The sequence below is a fragment of the Halobacteriovorax sp. HLS genome (genome assembly GCF_004006665.1).
GTDB lineage: Bacteria > Bdellovibrionota > Bacteriovoracia > Bacteriovoracales > Bacteriovoracaceae > Halobacteriovorax.
The window spans coordinates 141831-158353 of record NZ_QOCL01000014.1 but is presented as its reverse complement, the minus strand read 5'-3'; the positions used below and the strand labels follow the sequence as shown (position 1 = coordinate 158353).

14 protein-coding genes and 1 pseudogene are annotated in these 16523 nt (G+C 34.7%); 1 reads left to right on the top strand and 14 read right to left on the bottom strand.

The window, feature by feature from the left end; translation table 11 throughout:
• Position 1: 1 nt before the first annotated feature.
• The 8 genes from DPQ89_RS14785 to DPQ89_RS14750 all read right to left on the bottom strand — a co-directional run bounded on the left by DPQ89_RS14785 (position 2) and on the right by DPQ89_RS14750 (position 8690).
• Entirely contained in the window at positions 2-1045 is a 1044-nt protein-coding gene (locus DPQ89_RS14785; RefSeq protein ID WP_127717810.1) for a nucleotidyltransferase family protein, read from the bottom strand.
• Positions 1046-2197 (bottom strand): LegC family aminotransferase, encoded by a 1152-nt coding sequence (locus tag DPQ89_RS14780; RefSeq protein WP_127717809.1) that lies wholly within the window; start codon positions 2195-2197, stop codon positions 1046-1048.
• Complete coding sequence (locus tag DPQ89_RS14775) at positions 2190-3170, bottom strand: NAD-dependent 4,6-dehydratase LegB (RefSeq protein ID WP_127717808.1); 981 nt, start codon at positions 3168-3170, stop codon at positions 2190-2192. The genes DPQ89_RS14780 and DPQ89_RS14775 overlap by 8 nt, the downstream gene beginning before the upstream one ends.
• An 89-nt stretch (positions 3171-3259) precedes the next feature.
• A complete protein-coding gene (gene neuC / locus DPQ89_RS14770; protein WP_127717807.1) occupies positions 3260-4414 on the bottom strand; it encodes a UDP-N-acetylglucosamine 2-epimerase in 1155 nt (384 codons plus the stop codon).
• A complete protein-coding gene (gene neuB, locus DPQ89_RS14765) occupies positions 4411-5412 on the bottom strand; it encodes an N-acetylneuraminate synthase (RefSeq protein WP_127717806.1) in 1002 nt (333 codons plus the stop codon). Before neuB ends, neuC begins: the two co-directional genes overlap by 4 nt.
• Positions 5409-6017, bottom strand: a complete 609-nt coding sequence (locus DPQ89_RS14760) for a NeuD/PglB/VioB family sugar acetyltransferase (protein WP_206611180.1) — start codon at positions 6015-6017, stop codon at positions 5409-5411. Before DPQ89_RS14760 ends, neuB begins: the two co-directional genes overlap by 4 nt.
• A gap of 4 nt (positions 6018-6021) precedes the next feature.
• Complete coding sequence (locus DPQ89_RS14755) at positions 6022-7287, bottom strand: hypothetical protein (RefSeq protein ID WP_127717804.1); 1266 nt, start codon at positions 7285-7287, stop codon at positions 6022-6024.
• A 380-nt stretch (positions 7288-7667) separates the two neighbouring features.
• A complete protein-coding gene (locus DPQ89_RS14750; RefSeq protein ID WP_127717803.1) occupies positions 7668-8690 on the bottom strand; it encodes an NAD-dependent epimerase in 1023 nt (340 codons plus the stop codon).
• Between the two features lie 171 nt (positions 8691-8861).
• On the opposite strand from DPQ89_RS14750, the gene DPQ89_RS14745 reads away from it, so the two are divergent.
• The gene (locus DPQ89_RS14745; RefSeq protein WP_127717802.1) at positions 8862-9779 is read left to right on the top strand and encodes an NAD(P)-dependent oxidoreductase; all 918 of its coding nucleotides are present in this window, start codon (positions 8862-8864) and stop codon (positions 9777-9779) included.
• 9 nt (positions 9780-9788) lie between these two features.
• Here the strand turns inward: DPQ89_RS14745 and DPQ89_RS14740 are convergent, their stop codons facing one another.
• The 6 genes and pseudogenes from DPQ89_RS14740 to DPQ89_RS14715 form a co-directional block, all read right to left on the bottom strand.
• A complete protein-coding gene (locus DPQ89_RS14740; RefSeq protein WP_127717801.1) occupies positions 9789-11702 on the bottom strand; it encodes a hypothetical protein in 1914 nt (637 codons plus the stop codon).
• Positions 11703-11721: 19 nt separating this feature from the next.
• Positions 11722-12465 (bottom strand): annotated as a pseudogene (locus tag DPQ89_RS14735) (glycosyltransferase family 2 protein); the annotation flags it as partial.
• A gap of 4 nt (positions 12466-12469) precedes the next feature.
• A complete protein-coding gene (locus DPQ89_RS14730) occupies positions 12470-13537 on the bottom strand; it encodes an NAD-dependent epimerase/dehydratase family protein (RefSeq protein WP_127717799.1) in 1068 nt (355 codons plus the stop codon).
• Positions 13538-13545: 8 nt separating this feature from the next.
• On the bottom strand, positions 13546-14613 hold the full coding sequence (locus tag DPQ89_RS14725; protein WP_127717798.1) for an NAD-dependent epimerase/dehydratase family protein: 1068 nt from the start codon (positions 14611-14613) through the stop codon (positions 13546-13548).
• A gap of 87 nt (positions 14614-14700) precedes the next feature.
• The gene (locus DPQ89_RS14720) at positions 14701-15621 is read right to left on the bottom strand and encodes an NAD-dependent epimerase/dehydratase family protein (protein ID WP_164848445.1); all 921 of its coding nucleotides are present in this window, start codon (positions 15619-15621) and stop codon (positions 14701-14703) included.
• Between the two features lie 14 nt (positions 15622-15635).
• On the bottom strand, positions 15636-16472 hold the full coding sequence (locus DPQ89_RS14715) for a 2OG-Fe(II) oxygenase (protein WP_127717796.1): 837 nt from the start codon (positions 16470-16472) through the stop codon (positions 15636-15638).
• Between the last annotated feature and the right edge of the window lie 51 nt (positions 16473-16523).

The window sequence follows — 16523 nt, the reverse complement described above, 5'->3', positions numbered from 1 at the left end:
GCTAACAATCCTTAACTTCAGATTGAGCTCTTTCAAAATCTTTCTCTCTTCCAATATCAATCCAGTACTCATGAATTGGAAAACCAATAACTTCCTCATTATTCTTTTTCAAATCATCAAAGAGGTTTGTCATATTGTAGCTCTCATCGGAAGGAATATATTTTAAGACATTAGTTGAAAGAACGTAAATCCCAGCATTAACTAAAAATTTCTGAACAGGTTTCTCATCAACTCTAGAGACTTTAATTCCACTCATTTTTACAACACCATATGGAACTTGAAAGTCGTATTCTTTTAAGCACATTGTTGCTTGTGCCGAGTTTTCAGTGTGAAAATTAAGAACTTTATTAAAATCGACTTTGGTAAGAATATCACCGTTCATTACAATAATGGGTTTATCTATTGAAGGACTAAGTAAACTGAGGGCCCCCGCAGTCCCTAACTTCTTATCTTCTTCAAGATAATCAATCTCGACATCCCACTTAGCGCCATCACCAAAGTAATCTTTTATTATTTCTTTTTTATAATTAACAGATATAGAAAACTTCTTAAAACCTTGATCTATACAACCAGCAATAATATTTTCTAGTATGGGTTTTCCTCCAACCTTTAACATTGGCTTAGGTGTTAAGTCTGTCAAAGGTTTGAGTCTCGAACCAAGACCACCGGCCATAATAACAATATGTGCTTCAGGTTGTGAAACCTTTTCAATATACTTTTCCAAAGCCAGTATATCTAGAACTAACAAATCTTTATTAACTAGAGGGATTCTCGATACAACCTTTTCTTTAAACTTCTTCAAGATCGTTTCACGGGAATCTTCCTCATAAGCCAGCATCGGTGTTTTATTCATCATCTGGCTGACTTGAGCGGTCAATGGCATATTATTTAAAATTGCTCTTCTAACATCTCCATCCGCGACGACACCAACTAATTTTTTATCTTTAGAAACTATGACTAGCCCAGAAGCTGATTCATTAAGTAACTTCATCGCCTCAAGAATTGTATTACTAGGAGTTAAAATTGCCTTTTTCCAGTTTTCCATTTACTTACCTTTAAAATTGCAACTGCTAGGGATATTAACGACTCTAGAAGCGAAGTTCTTAGCGTTAGTTAATTCATCCTTTAAATCATTTTGATACGGAACTAAATCAGGAAGAAGTTTCCAGATAGGACGAGTCATCACTGAGTTATCATTAGTTTGTTCTAAGAACATATTCCTTTGTTCTTCATTATCTAATACAACGGCCTGAAGCCAATAATTCGATTTTGAATTTGGAGCTTCTCTTAAAAGTTCAATATTCGTATCTTGAAAGTGAGCTTCATATAACTTGAAAAGTTCTTTTTTAGAATCAATAAAGCTTTGCAATGATTCTAGCTGTGCACAGCCAAGAGCTGCATTCAAGTTAGGCATTCTATAATTATAAGCAATTTCATCATGCTGAAATTCCCATGTATGAGGAATCTTAGCTGTAGTTGTTAGATGCTTTAGCTTTTTTGCAAGCTTTTCATCTTGAGTTAAAACAATCCCACCGCCACCACAAGTGATAATCTTATTACCATTAAAGCTTAGAATGGACATTTTAGAGGTTACACCTGTGTGCTTCCCCTTGTAATAACTACCGAGTGACTCCGCACAATCTTCAATGATATCGATTTGATATTTTTTGCAAATATCTGAAAGCTCATCAAGTTTTACGGGATTACCAAAAACGTGCATAGGAACGCACGCCTTAATTCTTCTACCTGTATTCTTATTATAACAAAACCCATCACTTCTAATTTCTCCATTACTTATTAAAAACTTTTCTAATGCATCTGGAGAAAGTCCCAAATTATCAATATCGCTATCAAGAAATACAGGATGAGCGCCACAATACTTGATAGCATTTGCTGTCGCAACAAACGTTAAAGCTTGCGTAATAACTTCATCATTCAACTTAACATCTGAAACAACAAGAGCAATATGTAAAGCTGCAGTACCGTTCATACATGCAACAGCATACTTTGAACCAGTAAACTCACAAATATCTTCTTCAAACTTTGTTACAAATTTTCCTACCGAAGAAACAAAAGTTGAGTCTATACATTCAAGAACATACTCTCTTTCATTTTGATTAAAGATTGGTTCATGAAGAGGGATAAAATCCTTATTACCGTATAGATCTTTAATGAAGGAAATTGTCTTATTATACATTGTAAATATCTACTTTATATTTTTTCAAATTTTCAGGATTCTTAAACCATTCAATAGTACTCTCTAGGCCAGCTCGAATATCAAATTGAGGCTCAAATCCTGTTAAATTTTTAATTTTTGTATTATCACACCACAATCTATTCACTTCAGATTTTTCAGGTCTAATTCTCGCAGGATCAACCTTAAATTCGACATCACTTTTCATTATTTCTTTTATTAAATTTAAAGTGTCGCCAACCGATATCTCAAAATTCGATCCTATATTCACGACTTCACCTACACACTTCTCACTTTCAGCCAACGATAGTATTCCATGACATGTATCAAGCACATAGTTAAAATCTCTTGTTGGAGAAGTATCACCTAGCATGATTTCTTTTTTTCCACTGGCAATTTGAGAAATGATAGTAGGAATAACTGCCCTTGCCGACTGCCTAGGGCCGTACGTATTAAAAGGCCTTGCAATAGTTAAAGGCAGATCAAAAGAGTTAAAGTAACTCATCGCCATAGCATCTGAAGAAATTTTAGAAGCAGAGTAAGGAGATTGCGCCTGAAGAGGATGCTTTTCATCAATTGGAACATACTGTGCTGTTCCGTAAACTTCACTCGTCGATGTTTGAATAAACCTTTCAATATTATTTTCAAGAGCTGCATTACAAAGGTTTACTGTACCTCTAATATTCGTATCAATATAACTATCTGGAGCAACATAAGAATACGGAATAGCAATTAATGCTGCTAAGTTGAAAACAGAGTCCACATCTTTTGTAATATTCATACAATAACGAGGGTCTCGAATATCTCCAGAGATTACTTCAATGTCTTTTAAACATGAAACATCCTCAAGCCATCCCCAATGATTAAATGAATTATAGTAAGATAGCGCCTTAACCTTATAGCCTTTCTTAACAAGCCACTCAGTTAAATGAGAACCAATAAAGCCATCTGCTCCTGTAACCAGTATATTCTTCAATGTTAACCCCTATAAAGTATTTAAACGGATTATCTCGCTTCAAGAAGTTTTAGTCAATTTTGATAAGAAATATCATCGGTTATAAGGCATTAAATATCGTTAAATTCCTTAGATAACACATCCGGCCATACTAAGGTCTCCAATTTACGTACCATTTCCTTTGCTGGCTCATTACCTTCGTAAGGGTTTTGAATTTCCCGACAACTTTCTAAAAAAGTCTTTGAGGTAGCTTTCACAAAAGCCGACTTTACGGAGTTAATAGAAATATCTGCATGAACTACAGAGCTCGCACAAACTCTCCCTTTTTGCCTATCCCCAATATTTATAGTTGGTATAAGAAAGCTTGGTACTTCAATAATACCACTAGAGGTATTACCTACACATAGCGAACAATAGCTTAAAAGTGAAAAATATTTTTTAAGGCCTAATGATTTAAAGTAGAATGCATTTTCATTTTTCTCTACAAAGTTGTGTATCTTTTTCTCAATTAAATCAGAATAAAGGTCCATATTTGAACCCGTAAAAATAATTGTCCAATCGGAATATTCCTTAACTACAGACAAAAAATTTTGAATCATCTCAATTTGATATTCTTTGTTTTGAGAAGTTTCAGAATGAATTGTTACAACCATAGTTTTTTCATTCAATTTAAGATTCAGCTCTTTTTCAAGTTCAGAAATTTTTAAAGGATTAATATTTTTGACGTTATTTACCCCAACACTTCCAATATTAAATACTCTTTCGGGAGACTCACCCAGCTGTATAATACGCTTTCTATAAGTCTCCGTGCTAGGAAAGTGAAATAATGAGAATTTTGTTACTGCGTGACGAATAACTTCATCAATAGCACCTTGAGTAATTTCTCCACCATGCATATGAATTAACGGTATTCCAAAAAGAGAGGTAGTTAAAACAATTGGTAGCAACTCAACTCTATCCCCTAGAACAATAAGACCATCAACTAAATTATCTCTCAGCGCCCTACTATACTCCATTTGCATTTGGGCCAAAGAAATTGTTAACATTTCAGGTGTAGAGTTTTCAGTGCTTAAAGAGAAAGAAAATAAAATATTTACCTTCTCTTTTTTTAATTCATCAATTGTCATTCCATGATTTTCGCTTAAATGTGTCCCTGTTACGATAAATACGGGATCAAATAAATCTGAATCTATCAGCTCTCTGTAAACAGGAAGAAGAAGATCATAGTCGGCCCTCGTTGATGTTAAGATTCCAATTTTTTTCATATTTCTATCAGCTCATCTTCGTCAAAATCTCGTCGCGCTACTTTACCAACAACCTCTTTCCATCTCATTGGATTAATTCCTTCAGCACTTCTCTTTGTAGATAGGTTTTCATCAGAAAAAACCTCTCCCTGAACAATTTTTGTCTTAGCAACTAAGTATTTTCTTGCAACCTTACGATTACTCAATTCAACACTAGAAGGCCTTTTTTCTTTTGAGCCTAGTGCTTTAGTTATATTACGTATTCCATCTACCATAGACTTCAATTCATCAGGCTCAAGACTTGCTAAATGATCTGGTCCTTCCATTGATCTGTCTAAAGTAAAGTGCTTTTCTATCACTTGTGCTCCTAAAGCCGTTGCAGCAATAGAAACTTCAACTCCTAATGTATGATCAGAGTACCCTACTTTAACTCCAAACTTTATACCAATCTCACTCATTGCGAGTAAATTAACATTCTCCATAGGTGTTGGATATTCTGTAGAGCAGTGAAGTATTGTAATTTTTTCTTTAGTTATTCCATTTTCGAGAAATAGTTTCAAAGCACATTCAATATCCTTCATCTCAGACATTCCTGTCGAAATAACGACTGGCTTACCAAATGAAGCCACCTTCAATAGATATGGATAATTCGTTATCTCTCCTGAAGGAATTTTAAAGAAAGGAATTCCTAACTCATTTAAAAAATCTGCACTCTCTAAATCAAAAGCTGTTGATAAAAATTCAACACCACAAGTCTTAGCATAGTTTCTGAGCTCAATTTGATCTTCAAATGATAGTTCTAGCTTCTTCAACATTTCATATTGGGTTGAACCAGAGGACTGATTATCTACTTGGTACTGAGCTTTTTCAGCATTCTTAGTAACAATAAGTTCTGATTTAAAACTTTGAAATTTTACAAAATCTACTCCAGCCAGAGCAGCTTTATCAATGAGCAATTTTGCAAGCTCCATGCTTCCATTATGGTTAACACCAGCTTCAGCTATGATTTGAACATTCATTTTAACATGACCCCATCTGCTATATTTTCTTTAACTACAACTCCCGCTCCAACAACAACTTTTTCGCCAATACTTACGCTTTGAAAAATGACTGCACGACTTCCAATAAAGGTGTCGTCTCCAACACTAACTCCTCCATTAATAAGAGCGCCAGTTGAAATATGACAATTCCTACCAACAGTACAGTCATGCTCAACCAATGAATGATCGTTAATAATACAATTTTCTCCAACAATAGAGTTCGCCTGAATGGTTGCACCATGCATAACAATACAACCCTGACCTATAGTAGAATATTTAGAGACATAAGCCCGTGATGAAATAAAAGTAGGAAAGCTTGCTCCTAACTGACTAGCAGTTGTAAAAAGTCTCTTCCTAACTTCTGGCGATTTGATTTGCCCTACAGTAATACAAACGTTTCTATACTGTTTAATAAGATCTTTTAGGTTCTCATCAGTTCCCAAAATCGGATAACCTAAAATATCATCTTTTACATTATTGTCCACAATGCCAACAATTTCATACATAGAATTACTTTCTATTACATCAATACAGGCCTTACAGTGCCCACCTGCTCCAATCAAAATAACTTTCTGCTTTTTCACAATATCACCTAGCTCCTAAACTCTCTATTTTTTTAGAAATCACAGGAGGTAAATACTTCTTTAAGGATTCAAACGTCCTTCTTAAGAACGTTTGATTTGCTTTAGGTAGGTCTTGTTCAAAAGTCCTAAGTTTCTTTATAAGCATTTTCCTGTCTATCTTTACCAGCTGACACCCTCTTAACTCTTCCTTCAATATTTCTTTACCTTTTCCGAAATGTTTTAAGAAAGTGAATAAGTCCTTCACTGGCTCGCGATCAACTCCGATAAAGAATCTCGTCAATTCTCTCCTTAATCCATAGTGGTCTTTATAGAAAAAATAAACATTTGCTCCCACCCTATTTTCTAAATACTCAATTAGCTTATCAGCTTCAAATTGGCTTGCAATTGGCTCCACAAAATAGGCTTTCTTAACCAAGTCTTCACCTCCCATCTCGAACAAAAAGGTGTTAAAAGAAAGTAATGCATCATTACTTTTTAAATTTTGGTTTAAATATTGAACACCAGATTTCAAATTACTACGGTCATAACGAAGATTGATAAAAGAAAAAACTATTTGAAAACTAATAAAAACAACAAGGAAAAGTTTCTTTCTCTTAAATCTAGATAAAACTCCCCCTGCTCCTAACATCGCAAATGTCGCAGGTGTATGATAAAAACGAGAAAAATAGATGTGATTATGAGGAGTAAATATAGCAAGGCAGACTGCTGACACAACCCCAATAAGCAATAACCACTCCATATAACCCAGCTCAAGGCTATGTTTCTTTAATATTCTAACTGTAAAAAATATTGTAACATTAAACGTTAAAAGAACTCTAGCCAACCCTAACAAATTGTCAATATAGCCAAAATGAGTACGTTTATAGACGTATTCCATTCCAAGACTTCCCAAGAAAATATCAACAAATAGCAAAAAAAGTGGAGCGACAAGAAAGGCGACTCCAACAAGGTAAAGTATGTATTTTTTATACTTATCAAAAGCTCTTTTCAAAAAAGTCTCTTCACTTATTAACAATAGCCCTAGCCCCAAAGCCATCATAGGGATATGCAACAAGTGCCATTGATCAGCCATCGTTACTTTAAAGAGGGCCACTATAAAAACAAGAAGTGTCGCACAAACACCAAACTTTCTCTTCAGGAAATATCCCTTTAACTCCCAACTCAAGGTTGCGATGACAAGAGTCACAAATGCCAACGGAGCGTACATTCTTACGTAAAAAGATTTTTCAAAAACTATTGAATTAAACAAAAATAAAAAAGTTGAAAACAAGACTGCCTGGTGTGATATTTTTAAGCGCTTTAAAGTGTAAATGATAAACAAAACTGCTGTAAGAAACGTCCAAACGAGCGAGGGCAACCTTGCAACAAGGATATCTTCGTAAAAAATCTTTTGAAAAATGTAGGACAAGTATGAAATAATTTCACCTCTAAAGTATTGATTATCTACTAATTCCCCCGTTGAAAAGTTTAGGTATTTAGAAAAAGTTCCACTATGAGTAATCAATTCTCCTCGAGCGATACCGAGATGAGTAATCTCATCTCCCCACATTTCAAAACTTCCAGCAGCAATGTACCAAAGAGCTAGAAATACAAAAAATTGAATAAAAAAGTAAAGACTATATTTTTTTTTCTCACTGTCCATATGCATAACTAAACCTTGTAATATCCTCTAAACCAATTAACAAAATTAAGAACACCGTCATTCAGCAAAGTACTAGGCTTAAAGTCAATTTCTAAAGACAAGTCGCTCACATCTGCAAAAGTTGTAATAACATCACCATCCTGCATTGGCATCATTTTCTTCTTTGAATTAATCCCCGTAGCCCTTTCAATAGAGCTAACAAAATCTAAAAGCTTAATTGGCCTAGAGCTTCCTATATTAAATATTCGGTATGGTGAAGTTGACCTGCTAATTAAAGCAGTATTATCATAAGGCTCCGGAACCTTATCAATAAGTCTAATAACAGATTCAATAACATCATCTATGTAAGTAAAATCTCTTTCCATCTCACCATTATTGAAAATCTTTATTTCTTCATCGTTAAGAATTGATTTCGTGAAAAGAAATGGCGCCATATCAGGTCTCCCCCAAGGTCCATAAACAGTAAAAAACCTAAGTCCAGTCGCTGGTATTCCGTAAAGGTGAGAATATGTGTGTGCCATTAACTCATTACTTCTTTTAGTCGCTGCATATAAACTTACCGGGTGAGCAACTGGGTCGTTGACTGAAAACGGAACCTTCTCATTCATCCCATAGACAGAAGAAGAGGAGGCAAAAAGTAAATGCTTTACCTTATAGTTTCTGCAGCCTTCTAAAATATTTAAAAAGCCTTCTGCATTTGATTTAATATAAGAATGAGGATGCTCGATTGAGTAGCGCACTCCAGCCTGAGCAGCAAGGTGTATAACCACCTCAATTTTTTCTACCGAAAATAATTTCATAATATCTACGTGATTAGAAATATCAATCTTCTTGAATTTTAAATTTTTATGAGAAGACAGCTCAAACTCTTTTCCATAAAGACCTAAATCCTTAAGTCGATCTTCCTTAAGCTGCACATCATAGTAATCATTTATAGAGTCAATACCTACAACATCATAGCCTAATTCAACACACCGCTTAGTACAGTGATAACCTATAAAACCAGCGGAACCAGTAATCAAAACCTTCATTTACACCACGCAACATTTTAATTTTTAACTTCTTTATAATATGACGTTAGAGCCTATATTACTAGTACATACAATGAAACTCGCCCAATAGTTTCTAATTACAATTCTTGAAAATTACACACTTTAAGTATAGTATTTAGTCTCTATGACTTATCGCAAAAGCTACTATTCATGAAAATATTTTTAACTGGTGCGACTGGCCTACTAGGCTCTAATATCCTCGCGACAAAACTTGACTCATTCGAGATCATCGCAAGCTACCGTAGCAAAAGTCTTGTTACCAACCATCCAAATATTCGAACTTCGAATATAGACCTAACAGACATAGATCAGGTGAGAAAAACACTTTGTGAAAGCAAATGTAAATTAGTCATAAACTCAGCTGGATACACAAATGTTAATGGTTGTGAACAATATCCAGAAAAAGCACATAAGGAAAATGTTCTAATCGCACAAAATTTAGCAATAGTAACTCATGAACTCGGACTTGACTTTATTCATATTTCGTCAGATCACCTTTTCTCTGGTCAAAACGAACTATCAAATGAAAAAACACAAGTATCGCCCATTAACGAGTATGCTAGATCTAAAGTTCAAGCTGAAGAAGTTGTAAAAAAAGAAAATAATAGCACTCTTATTATCAGAACAAACTTTTACGGATGGGGACCTCTTCATCGTAATTCATTTTCGGATTGGATTATCAATGCTTTGACTAATAATGAAGCTATTACAATGTACACCAACCTCTTTTATACTCCAATAAATGTAAATACTCTTATTGACACTATTTTCGAGTTATATGAAAAAGATGCCCAAGGCATATATAATGTTGTCGGAGACGATAGAATTTCTAAATATGACTTTGGAAAGCTACTTGCTAAAGAGTTTCACTTAGATGAAAAACTAATCTCAAAAGGTTTGTATAACTCTTCTGATCAGCTAATTAAAAGACCAGAAGATATGTCGCTATCAAACTCAAAAGTAGCTAATCTTCTTAAACACTCTGTTGAAAATATTGAATCAGGTATTAATAAGCTTAAAGAAACACAAGGCATTCAAAAGAAAGTAAATGCCTTGTTCAAATCTTAATCAATAAGACTATTTCAAAATAGTCCAGTATCCTTTTCTTTGTAGAAAATCAAAGAGCTCATAAACGTGATCTCTATGCTCCTTATTTCCCTTTAAGTCAAAAATGGAAATAATATTTGAATGTTGTATATGAATAGAGTCCTTAGTAGTCATTGCTTTCTTTAATAGTTTCGCATCTCTATTTATTATTCTGTAGAACCTAGATCCATCAGAAAAGCCCTTAAGAGATTGAAGTGAAACAAGACCTAAGGAGGCCACAACAAAGGCAGGTAAAAGAAAGCGTGAAAATACTTTCCGATTTATCCAATAGGCGCTTAGAGTAGCTGCCCACAAACCAGTACTGATAAATACATATCTCGGAAGTATAGCAGATCCATTTGTTGATCTACCTACGGCCGTTACAAAACACCAAGTAAGCGACAGCATCATTAAGCAAACTAATGTTTCGGGAATGATGACCTTTCCTAATCTTCTTAAATAAATCAGCATAAAACTCAAAGAGCATATTATCACTCCTCCAAGAAGAGCGAGTTTCTCATTCAGAAGCTGATTCCCAGCTAACTGAAGGAAGAACGTGATAAACTTGATTGGATCTTTATAAATACCATCAATAGGACTGACACTAACTCTTTGCCAATCATGCATATAATAAGCAAACAGAAGTAATGTAATCACTCCAAATGAAACAAAGTGAATAGCTTCATTTTTGGAAATCTTTTCCAAAGTAGGAGTAGTTTGTCTAAGCACGAGTCCTAATAAAATAGCAACTGGAATACAAACCCATGGAGGCATCGATGCATAAGCAGCAAAGAAGCCTACCCAAAAAATCAAACTTTTCATAAAAAAATTCTGATTCCCCACTACAGATGCGACCAAGAGCATTCCAAAAACTGTTCCATGCCACTGTCCATGAAAAGGCAGTATAGTATTCTCTATGTTTGCAGGAGAGAAAAATGCTAAAGAGATAATTAAAGAAGTCACTATCTTATCAACCGCATTCAAACCATTCGTTCTTTTTATAAAGTAAATAACTCCTATTAAAACCATCAGTTGATTTAGTACTGGCAATACGAGCATATTGATATTACTGAATCTAGAAAGTAGGTAGAACATGGCCCTAACGAGTACAATACGGTGCTCATTGTGTTGATTCCAAAAAAGTTGCCAACTCATTTCACCAGCTTCAATAGATTTTAAAAAGTACGGAAAAGCGAGAGCGTCCATCCAAAAAATATCTACGCCATATTTAAAAATTAGAAGCACAGAAAAAATAAAACCTAAAACTGGAAATAGATAACGAATGAGGAAAGTCTTTTTTTCACTATTTTCAGTGATAGTAATTGCTCTAATATAAACAAATACAAGAGTCAAAACCAGAGAGTAAAAAGTTAATTTAAAAAGTTCAAATACACCAAATTTGAAGCCCCAGTTTAAAGCAGGCTTAACTAGGGAGGCTATCGAGTGATGACCATAGCTAGACGGGGCCTCGTAGAAGCTAACACCAGCAAGATATTTATCCATATCTTCTTCAGCTCTTGACCTGCGTATCTCTTCCATCGGAAGTGTTACTTTTTTCCATTCACTTTTAATAGTATCTAAAGATATCTTATCTGTAGATTTACCTTCAAAACTTAATTCTATATTAGCAGCAGTGCTATTATCATAAATACCTATGTATATCTTCGAGATAGAATTATCGGAGAAGTAAGTATTCTCCTCAGATGGCTCTCTCAAAAATTCATGAGTATTATCCTTAACAGACTTCCTCCAAACTTGTATTGGCTCGCTAGAGCTTACATCTACTCTTGTAAACATCGTTCCCGAGGGGTTTTGAAGAGATAAGAAGCCTCCAAATAAAACGATCGCACTACAAATGAATGTAATCAGAACACCCTTTAAAGATATTTCAAATTTATTAAGCATTAAATGACCTCTAAGTTATTTATGATATAGTGATTTTTTCTTTATGGTAATCTCCACGAGATAACCATTTTTCAACAAAGCAATAGAAAACTATAAATAAGTATCGGCTTCCCATCTCTTTAATTTTTAATTTGGAAACGCCTTCCACCCTATTTGTCCAAGAGTTTGGAACGACTGAATAGGAATATCCTCTAACAATTGCCTTTAGCGGTAATTCGACAGTAAGGTTAAAGTGATGGCTCAATATAGGATGAAGTCCTTGGATAACCTCTTTTCTATATATTTTAAATGCATTAGTTACATCATTATATCTCAGTCCGAATAATATTCTTATAAAGAAATTAAAAAGCCTATTCAAGAAAAGCTTATGTGAAGGATAGTCAATAACTTTTCCACCTCTTATAAACCTAGAACCAAACACGCATTCGTAACCTTTACAAAGCTCAAAGTAGAAGTTTTTAACATCTCCAGGAGCGTCTGAACCATCGGCCATAACTATAGCAACAGCGTCACCTTTAAACGACTGGAGACCTCTTCTAACTGCAAACCCAAACCCATTTGGAGGAATATTATTAACATATGAGACTTCAGGGTATTTCTGCCCAAGTGTCTTTAAAATATCTTCGGTATTGTCAGAACTATTATCGTTAACAACAAGAATATCGAATGGAACTTTGTGCTCTCTAAGTTCACTAATTAATCCCTCTACAGTTCTTGTAATACCACCCTCTTCATTATGTGCTGGTATTACAATTGAGAGACTGGGATTACTTTTCAAAACGTTCTTGTGTTGCATCGATGATCTCTTTTATTATTCTCGTTATATCGTACTCATACTTCCAATTAGGATAATGCTCTTGAAATTTTCTCACGTCACTTATCCACCACTGATGATCACCAGCTCTAGCGTCATCTGATAGTGTGTAAGTCAGCTCTTTTCCAGATAGTTTCTTAATAATATCTATCGCCTCTAAGACAGAGCAACTACTGTGTCGACTTCCACCAATATTATAGATTTCACCTTTACGAGGAGCTTGATAAAACTCCCAAAAAGCATTAATAAGATCACTTGAATGAATATTATCGCGAACTTGTTTCCCTTTATAACCAAAGATTGTATATGGCTGATCTGTTATTGCACATTTGACTAAATATGAAAGAAAACCATGTAACTTAGCTCCAGAATGACTAGGACCAGTTAAGCACCCTCCCCTAAAAGAAGCTGTATTCATTTCAAAATATCGCCCATACTCTTGAACTAAAACATCTGCAGCAACCTTAGAAGCACCAAACAGACTATGCATTGAATTATCGATACTCATACTTTCATCAATACCAAATTCTGACCAATGATGCTCAGCAGATAACTCCCAACGACTTTCAGTTTCAACCAAAGGAAGTCTATTAGGTGTGTCTCCATAGACCTTGTTAGTACTAGTAAAAATAAAAGGCGCGTCCTTACAAAAAGTTCTAGTGGCTTCAAGAAGGTTCAAAGTTCCATTCGCATTAATAGAAAAATCAGTAAAAGGCTCTTTTGCCGCCCAATCATGTGACGGTTGTGCAGCAGTGTGGACAACGAGACCTATTTCAGCGCTGTTTTTCTTAAACAATTCAAAAATTTCATCTTGATTTCTTATATCGATATTATGATGTTCAAAGTTAGGGTATTTTTCTAATAGCTGCGCTTTGTTCCACTCAGAAGATCCCTCAGCACCGAAAAAGTACTCTCGCATATTATTATCGATACCAATAACTTTCATTCCTTTTTCATGAAAGAACTTAACCGCTTCACTCCCGATTAGACCTGAACTACCTGTTACGATTGCAATTTCCATTTATTACCCTAGCTATTAAAAATTTTGGCTACATCTTTTTCATTCGATTTAAGCCAGTTATAAATATCTTCTACTATATCTTTGACATTTTTTTTAACTTCCCAATTAAAGGCAGTTTTAAATTTCGTATTATCTGTTACATACCAAGGAATATCATTGGCCGCTGTTTCTGCGACACTTGAAATCTCTATTTTGTTACCTGTCACTTCTTCACAAACTTTAGTCAATTCTAACAATGAAGTTGAACAAAGGTTTCCCCCACCTAAGTTAAAGACCTGGCCCTTAAATTTATCCAAACTTCCCCACTGAGCAACCACAGCCTCATAGAGGTCCGACGGATGTAATAAATCCCTTACTTGTAACCCCTCTCCTCCAAATCCTGTATATCGAAGAGACTTTTTAAAAAAATGATTTGCTACCCATAGCGTAAATACACCCTGATCAACCTTTCCCCACTGTCCAGGTCCTGCAATAACTCCACATCTATTAATAACCACATTTAAGTCATATGTTTGAGCATACTCTTGGATCAGTAATTCTGACGAAAGCTTAGTCGCCCCATACAGTGACCTATAATTTAAAATATTAAATTCTTCTGAAATACCTTCTTCAGAAAGTCCAACTAATCTTTCCGTTTCTTCAAGGCTCAATCTGGTTCCATTCTTAGTTAAGGGAATATTAACAAGGTCACTTATCGAATATACTCTTGAAGTTGAAAGAAAGATCATTCCTCTACAATGTTTACGAGCAAATTCTAAGCAGTTTACAGTTCCAAAGAGATTTGTTTGAATTAAATAATCTGGACTACCATCAGATCCAGCATGGACACTTGGCTCTGCAGAGGCTTCAATCATAAGATCAAAATCCTGCTCTAAAGAAAATAAATCTTCTCTTGTTCGAATATCTCCATGTACGAAATTAATTCCATTTTCAATTAATTTATGTAGCTGGATCTCAGAGCCTCGACGTTTTAAGTTATCAAAAGCAGTTACCTCATATTCTGGGTAATCCTTTTTAATAGATAGACCTAAATTAGAACCAACAAATCCGGCTCCACCAGTTATTAATATTTTAATAATTTACTCCAATTTTTTTCATTTAAAGCTACATATTTCAGGCCATTATGTAAAGAAAGAGGGCCCTTTCAAATAAACCAATTCTCACTATCTACCGAAAGTTCGAGACAGGGCTTCAGTCATTTTATAGGGTGGTTCTTGACCAATCGCACCATATAAACGGCTAGCATCAAAAGAAAGATCATCAGTTAACTTATTTATCGCTTTAGACTTTCCTGTAACCTGACCTAAGATCTTTAATAGGAAAATTGGAAATGGTAAAATAAATGAAAGCTTAAAGTTCTTCGCAATACCTTTTAAGAAGTCTGAGGTGGAAACCACCTCATTGTCAGAAATATTATACACCCCATTAAATCTATTAGTGCTTCGAACCATTTTATCAATGGCCCAAACTAAGTTTTCAACATACAGAAAACTACGCTTATTATTAATTAATCCTAGCGGTAGAGGTATGTGTTTTGAGATTACTTTTTCTAAACTCTTGAAGTTACCAGGCGCATTCTTTCCATAAATAAGCGGAGGTCTCAGTATGATTAAGTCTGTACTAGTATCTCGAAATAACTCAATTAAAGCTGTCTCAGCTTCATACTTTGTTTGTGCATAGTCTCCATTAGGATTAATAGGATCATCCTCAGAAATAGATAGCCCCTTATTTCCATAAACGCCAACAGTACTTATAAAAACAAACTTTGCAACATTATGCTCTTTTGCAGCCCTCGCTAAGGCCATAGTTGCATCAAAATTAATTTTTTTAAATTCTTCGTATGGGTTCGAGGCAACATCATTCATAACATGAACTCGTGCCATACAATGAATAATTATATTTGAGTCTCCAACTGCTTCTCTCCAAAAATCATCAGAAGAGAGATCTCCAATTTCAATAAAATCACCATATGGAAGCTTTTTGTTCCTTGTGGTGTATCTAACTTGATCACCACAAGATTGAAAATAGTCTGCTAAGCTACTTCCTACAAAGCCTGTAGCACCTGTAATTAAAACTTTAAGCACGATTAAGTCTCCAGCTAAACTTGTTTATCATCACTCTTGTACAAGTCTTTTTTTCCTATTCCTTTCTTTAAAACTTTCCTTACAGAGGTTCTTAATAAGTTATCTGCAAAACACTGAAGTCTTTTAAGCTTTTCCGTTGGTCTGCCATTGAAGGCAGTTATATGGAAGTAGTCCTTCTGCTTGGGAGAGGTTTCTGAGAAATAATAGTTTGAAACGCAACACCTTCTGCCTTGTGCAACAACTTTAGAGACAGAGTGCCATGACTTATCATTAGTTTCCATAACTACTAATCTATTAAACTTGCTTTCAATAGTAAGGTTTTTAGAAACATCTGTATTCCATAATTCAATATTTCCTCCATTTTCGAGCTTCCACTCAGGAGTTACATAGAATAATAGATTGGCCCTTCTATATAAGGTTCTATCTTGATTATGGGAGTTATCAATATGAGGGTTTAAAAAGTGCCCCTCACTCATCATGCTTAATCCACCCGCATAAAGAGTGTCATCTCCACATAAATTAGGAATTTCTGTAATTTTCTCAATCATTTGAATGACTGAATTATCTTGAAAGGCAAAAGTAATATCTCTCAGAATACTATCAAAATCGTCAAAACTTTTTGAAGTACACTTATTCTCTCGAAATGAAGTCAGCCTTCTCCATTTTTCAGATTTTTCAGGAAAGGCGAGAAATATCTTTTCAGCAAGATCAACAGGAAGTAGGTCATCAACATAAAAAAACTTTGTTTTAGTTACATCATTTTCTTGGAAATATTGCTCTCGCAAAGAGTCAAATTTCTCTGTTAACTTATCTAATATCAAATCAACCATCTGTTCTTTTTGATAACTCATGAAACCTCCCCGAATATGAAGGCAGTATATATGAAGAAATACCACTTCTAA

Excerpts from the sequence above, each read along its gene's own strand:
- DPQ89_RS14740 (WP_127717801.1), bottom strand. The coding sequence starts at position 11,702 with ATGCTTAATAAATTTGAAATATCTTTAAAGGGTGTTCTGATTACATTC.
- DPQ89_RS14750 (WP_127717803.1), bottom strand. The coding sequence starts at position 8,690 with ATGAAGGTTTTGATTACTGGTTCCGCTGGTTTTATAGGTTATCACTGT.
- DPQ89_RS14745 (WP_127717802.1), top strand. The coding sequence starts at position 8,862 with ATGAAAATATTTTTAACTGGTGCGACTGGCCTACTAGGCTCTAATATC.
- neuC (WP_127717807.1), bottom strand. The coding sequence starts at position 4,414 with ATGAAAAAAATTGGAATCTTAACATCAACGAGGGCCGACTATGATCTT.
- DPQ89_RS14780 (WP_127717809.1), bottom strand. The coding sequence starts at position 2,197 with ATGTATAATAAGACAATTTCCTTCATTAAAGATCTATACGGTAATAAG.
- DPQ89_RS14785 (WP_127717810.1), bottom strand. The coding sequence starts at position 1,045 with ATGGAAAACTGGAAAAAGGCAATTTTAACTCCTAGTAATACAATTCTT.
- DPQ89_RS14715 (WP_127717796.1), bottom strand. The coding sequence starts at position 16,472 with ATGAGTTATCAAAAAGAACAGATGGTTGATTTGATATTAGATAAGTTA.
- DPQ89_RS14730 (WP_127717799.1), bottom strand. The coding sequence starts at position 13,537 with ATGGAAATTGCAATCGTAACAGGTAGTTCAGGTCTAATCGGGAGTGAA.
- neuB (WP_127717806.1), bottom strand. The coding sequence starts at position 5,412 with ATGAATGTTCAAATCATAGCTGAAGCTGGTGTTAACCATAATGGAAGC.